At 71.1% G+C, this 5,034-nt stretch carries 6 protein-coding genes; all 6 read left to right on the top strand.

Annotated elements, in window-relative coordinates; translation table 11 throughout:
- Positions 1-544: metal ABC transporter permease (locus tag ASG00_RS04970; RefSeq protein ID WP_235559151.1), on the top strand; the 544-nt coding region annotated here is incomplete at its 5' end.
- Positions 545-606: 62 nt separating this feature from the next.
- Positions 607-1,020: a Fur family transcriptional regulator gene (locus tag ASG00_RS04965; RefSeq protein WP_045247030.1), complete on the top strand. Its 414-nt coding sequence runs from the start codon at positions 607-609 to the stop codon at positions 1,018-1,020.
- The gene (locus ASG00_RS04960; protein WP_048809197.1) at positions 1,007-2,050 is read left to right on the top strand and encodes a permease; all 1,044 of its coding nucleotides are present in this window, start codon (positions 1,007-1,009) and stop codon (positions 2,048-2,050) included. Before ASG00_RS04965 ends, ASG00_RS04960 begins: the two co-directional genes overlap by 14 nt.
- A gap of 25 nt (positions 2,051-2,075) precedes the next feature.
- Positions 2,076-2,870 (top strand): TIGR03943 family putative permease subunit, encoded by a 795-nt coding sequence (locus ASG00_RS04955; protein ID WP_056207341.1) that lies wholly within the window; start codon positions 2,076-2,078, stop codon positions 2,868-2,870.
- Positions 2,860-4,278 (top strand): hypothetical protein, encoded by a 1,419-nt coding sequence (locus ASG00_RS04950; protein WP_056207339.1) that lies wholly within the window; start codon positions 2,860-2,862, stop codon positions 4,276-4,278. The genes ASG00_RS04955 and ASG00_RS04950 overlap by 11 nt, the downstream gene beginning before the upstream one ends.
- Positions 4,275-4,997 carry a DNA-3-methyladenine glycosylase gene (locus tag ASG00_RS04945; RefSeq protein WP_056207336.1) on the top strand — a complete coding sequence of 241 codons (723 nt, stop codon included), beginning with the start codon at positions 4,275-4,277 and terminating at the stop codon, positions 4,995-4,997. Before ASG00_RS04950 ends, ASG00_RS04945 begins: the two co-directional genes overlap by 4 nt.
- Positions 4,998-5,034: the final 37 nt, after the last annotated feature.

The following is a 5,034-nucleotide window of genomic DNA, read 5'->3' as shown; positions in this document are numbered from 1 at the left end:
GCTCATGCCGTTCGGCCTGGGCCTCGGGATCCTGTTCCTGTCGCTCTACAACGGCCGCAGCGCCAACCGCTTCAGCCTTCTCACCGGACAGATCGTCTCCGTGCAGTCGGCGCAGCTGACGGCCCTCGCCGTCATCAGCACCGTCGTGCTCGTGGCGCTGCTGCTCATGTGGCGGCCGCTGCGCTTCGACTCCCTCGACCCCCAGTCGGCAGCAGCCCGCGGTGTGCCGTCGACGTGGGTGTCGTTCGGCTTCATGCTGCTGCTGGGCCTCGTCGTCGCTGTCGCGGTGCACATCATCGGCGCGCTGCTCGTGCTCGCGCTGCTGGTCACCCCGGCCGCGGCGGCGATGCGGGTGGCCACGGGTCCGCTCGCGGTGCCGGTGCTCGCCGCCGCGTTCGGCGTGGCCTCGGCGGTGGGCGGCATCCTGCTCGCCGTGATGGGCACTCTGCCGGTGAGCCCCTACATCACGACCATCTCGTTCCTCATCTACCTCGTCTGCCGCATCGTCGGTGCGGCGAGGGAGCGTCAGACCCGCGCCCTCTGAGGACGCCGGGAAAGCCGGATGCCCCGGCTGACCCCGCGTTCCTCGTGGGTAGACTCGCCGCCATGGTGCAGCGGAACACGTGGCAGCGCGATCGCGTGCGCGAAGAGCTGTCCGACGCTCCCGGGTTCATCAGCGCACAGGATCTGCACGCGCGCCTGCGTGAGCAGAACACCGGCATCGGTCTCGCCACCGTCTACCGCGCCCTCTCCACCCTCGCCGCCCACGGCGAGGCCGATTCGCTGCAGAGCCCCGAGGGCGAGAGCCTCTACCGCGCGTGCGCGACGACGGGACACCACCACCACCTGATCTGCCGCCGCTGCGGCAAGGCCGTCGAGATCGCGGCGACCGACGTCGAGGAGTGGGCCCGTCGCACCGCCGCGGCCCACGGCTTCACCGAGGCCGAGCACGTCGTCGACATCTTCGGTCTCTGCGCCGACTGCACCGCCCTCCGGGCCCACGAGCGTGACAACGGCTGAACGCGCCCGGGTGCGCCGGTCGACCCCGGCACCGGAGCCCCGTCGCGCGCCCGGACGCATCGCCGGCGCCCTGCTCATCGGCGCGATCGTGGTCGGTGTCGTCTTCGCCGTCAACCTGCTGGTTCCGGGCGCGCTCGACATCTCCCTCCCGACCCGCGCGCAGGACGGCCTGACCCTCGCGATCAGCGTGCTGATCGAGTCGCTGCCCTTCGTGGCGCTCGGTGTGCTGCTGTCGATCGTCGTGCAGGTGTGGGTGCCGCCCGGAGCGATCGAGAGATGGATGCCGCGCCGCGCCTGGGCCCGCCGGGCGGTGCTGTCGCTGCTCGGCATGCTGATCCCCGTGTGCGAGTGCGGCAACGTGCCGTTCGCGCGGGGGCTGCTGATGCGCGGGTTCGCGGTGTCGGAGACGCTCACCTTCCTCGTCGCCGCCCCGATCGTGAACCCGATCGTCATCATCACCACGAACCAGGCATTCGGGTTCGACGACGGCATCCTCGTAGCTCGCCTGCTCGGCGGATTCGTCGTCGCGAACCTCATCGGCTGGCTCTACAGCCGCCACCCCGACCCCGACGCGCTGCTGACCGATCGGTTCCGGGCGACCTGCGAGATCGTCGAGACCGAGTCGGGCGGGCGCTGGCGCCGCTCGCTGGCGCAGTTCCTCGTGGAGCTGCGCGCGGTCATGCCGGCTTTGGTGATCGGCTCGGCGCTCGCCGGGGCGGTGCAGGTTCTGGTGCCGCGCGAGGCGCTTCTCGCCATCGGCTCGAACCCGGTGCTCTCGATCGTGGCGATGATGATCCTCGCGATGATCGTCTCGATCTGCTCGAACGTGGACGCGTTCTTCGCCCTGTCCTTCGCGTCGACGTTCACCCCGGGCGCGATCGTCGCCTTCCTGCTGGTCGGTCCGCTCGTCGACGTCAAGATGATCGCCCTCATGCGCACGACGTTCACGGCACGCGTACTCGCGGGCACGGTCGTCGTCGTCGTGCTGTTCGCGTTCGTGCTGGGTCTGGTGGTGAACCTCGTTGCGTAGGTCGTCGGCTCTCTTCTCCCGGTGGATGGGCGCGGGCATCGCCTCCCTCCTCGCGGTCGCGACGATCGTGCTCTGGCTCACCGGCCAGCTCGCCCTCTACATCAACCCGTCGTCGTACTGGTTCGCGGTGCCCATGGCGTTCGTCGTGCTCATCGGCGCAGTGCTCAGCTTCGCGCTGCCCCTCGGGGCCGAGGCCGACCACGGTCACGACCACGGTGCGGTGGCGGATGCCGCGCATCACGACCACGACCACGCGTACGACCACGACCACCCGCACGACCACGAGCACGCGCCCCGCCGCGGGGTGCGCGCGTGGGTGGGGCTCGGCGCGACCGCGATCGGCGGGGCCATCGCGACTGCGGTGGCGGTCGCGATCGTCGTCGTGCCCCCGGCATCCCTCAGCGCCGAGCTCGCGCAGTCGCGCAACGTGGGCGCTGCGCCCCTGTTCGCGGGATCCGACACGATCACCCTCGCCAGCACGGGCGACACGGCAACCTTCGGGGTCGGCGACTGGGCCAGCGTGTTCGCGACCGCGACGAGCACCGAGGTGTTCGAGGGTCGCACCGTGTCGCTGATCGGCTTCGTGACCCCCGCGCAGAACGGCGGGGCGTTCGATCTGACACGGCTGGTCATCACACACTGCGTCATCGATGCGCAGACCGCGAGCCTGACGATCGCGGGGGCGGACTCGACACCGAACACCGGCCAGTGGGTCGATGTGAAGGGCACGGTACGCGCGGCGTCCGACACCGGAAAGCTCGAGATCGTCGCCTCGAGCGTCACACCGATCGCCCAGCCGCAGGATCCGTATGAGTACTGACCCGGCACTCCGCACCCGTTCGGGTCGCAGTCGCCGTCGCCGGCGTGCGTTCGGCATCGGATTCGCCGCCGTGATCGCGGTGCTCGGCGTCGTCGCGCTCGCGGGCGCGGCGGTGTCGAGCGTGCAGGGTCCGCGTGTGACGGCGGTGTCGGTCGATCCGCAGGCGGCTGTCGAGGCCGGCGGTGCCCGCGTCATCCTCACCACCTCGCAGTCGCTGCAGAAGGTGGAGACCTCGCAGGTCACCGTCACGCCTGCCGCGTCGTTCACCGTGCAGACGTCGGGGCGCGACATCGGCGTGCGCTTCTCGAACGCCCTCTACGACGACACGCAGTACACCGTCACCGTCCACGGGGTGGTCGGCATCGGCGGAGGTCCGGTGACGACGCTCAGCGAGAGCTTCCACACGCCCGCGCTGTCGGTCTTCATGCTCAAGCGCGGCAGCGGCACCGACACGATCTTCCGCACCGGGCTCGACGGTGCCCAGGCGGTCCCCGTCTTCGAGAACCCTCACATCGAGGACTTCCGGGCGACGAGCCAGCACCTCGTGATGTCGGTGCGCACCGCCGACGACAAGCCCGAGCTCATCGTCACCGACCTCGACGGCGCGAACGCGCGCACCCTTCCGCTGCCGGGCGCGGGTGACATCCGCGATCTAGGCGTCGCCGACCGCGGCGAGGTCATCGGATACACCTTCACCGACGCGAACGTCTCGAAGACCTCGGGGGACGCGAGCGTGCTGTACACCGATTCGCTGGCGCTGCAGGACGCCGCCGCCCCGCCCACGCGGATCGCGCTGAGCGGGGTGTCTCCGAGCGTCGCGCAGTGGCGGTTCGTGCCCGGCACCGACAACATCCTGGTGCTCACCTTCGACGGCCGGCTGTTGCTCGCCTCCTCGGCGGGCAAGGACCCCGTCGACCTGGGCAGCGCGGCGAGCATCGACGGCATCGCCCGCGGCAGCACGTCGGCGATCATCGAGCGACCCGACGGCACATACTCGATCGACCTCACGAGCGGGGCGCAGACCCTGCTCACCGACCCGCCCAACGTCGCCGGCTTCGCCGGCACCGTGACGCCGCTCACCGCCACGACGACGCTCCGGCAGTACGCGCAGGTCACGAACGGCGCCACCACCGGCACCGAGATCTACCGGGTGCTCGCCAACGGCACGTCATCTGTGGTGTACACCTCCGCGGCCACCGACGCGGTGCTGCAGGTCTGCACGTCGCCGAGCGCTCGCTACGCCGCGGTGCTCATCGCACCCAACGTCGCACAGAACCCGTACGTGACCACCTACGAGTACCCGGTGCCCGGCACGGTCGAGACGCACATCATCGACCTCGACACCGGCAAGGAGGTGTCGAAGCTGTCGGCGTTCGACATCTCGTGGTGTCAGGTGCCGATCGAGTGAGCGACGGGCTGCGCCCGGCGACGCCCTCGGACCTCGCCGGCCTCCCGCTCGAGGTCGCGCCCCGACTGCTCGGTGCGGTTCTCCACGTCGGTGTCGGGGGTGAGACGGTCGCCGTGCGCATCACCGAGGTCGAGGCCTACCACGGCCTCGGCACCGGTGACGTTCCCGATCCGGCGTCCCACGCCCGCAGCGGACCGACCGCGCGCAACGCGACGATGTGGGGACGCGCTGGACTCCTCTACGTCTACCTCAGCCACGGCATCCACTCGTGCGTCAACGTGGTGTGCGGCCCCGAGGGGGTCGCAGGTGCGGTGCTGCTGCGTGCGGGCGAGGTGGTCAGCGGGGCGGATGCCGCCTCCCGTCGCCGGCTCGGCAGTGCAGGCGCGCCCGTCGCGGCGCGGGAGCTCGCCCGTGGTCCGGGGCGCCTCGCGAAGGCGGCCGGGCTGCGGCATCCGATTCACGACGGCCTCGACGCACTGACGGCGCAGCCGCGCGGCGGTGCCCGCGCACGTCTGCTGCTGCCGGAGCGGCCGCTGGCGCCGGTCGCGAGCGGCCCGCGGGTCGGGGTGGCGGGACCTGCCGGCACCGACCTCTACCCGTGGCGGTTCTGGCTGCCGACCGAGCCGACGGTCTCGGTGTTCCGCTGGGGTCGTGGCGCCGGGCCGCGGCATCCGCACGAACCGGCCCGTCAAGGCGACACGCCGCGCGTGCTAGACTGACCTTTTGTCTGCGCGCACTCCAGCACGCAGCTCGTAC

The sequence above is a fragment of the Microbacterium sp. Leaf351 genome (assembly GCF_001423825.1).
Lineage (GTDB): Bacteria > Actinomycetota > Actinomycetes > Actinomycetales > Microbacteriaceae > Microbacterium > Microbacterium ginsengisoli.
This window is presented reverse-complemented; position numbering and strand designations above follow the sequence as displayed.

Excerpts from the sequence above, each read along its gene's own strand:
- ASG00_RS04965 (WP_045247030.1), top strand. The coding sequence starts at position 607 with ATGGTGCAGCGGAACACGTGGCAGCGCGATCGCGTGCGCGAAGAGCTG.
- ASG00_RS04955 (WP_056207341.1), top strand. The coding sequence starts at position 2,076 with ATGGGCGCGGGCATCGCCTCCCTCCTCGCGGTCGCGACGATCGTGCTC.
- ASG00_RS04950 (WP_056207339.1), top strand. The coding sequence starts at position 2,860 with ATGAGTACTGACCCGGCACTCCGCACCCGTTCGGGTCGCAGTCGCCGT.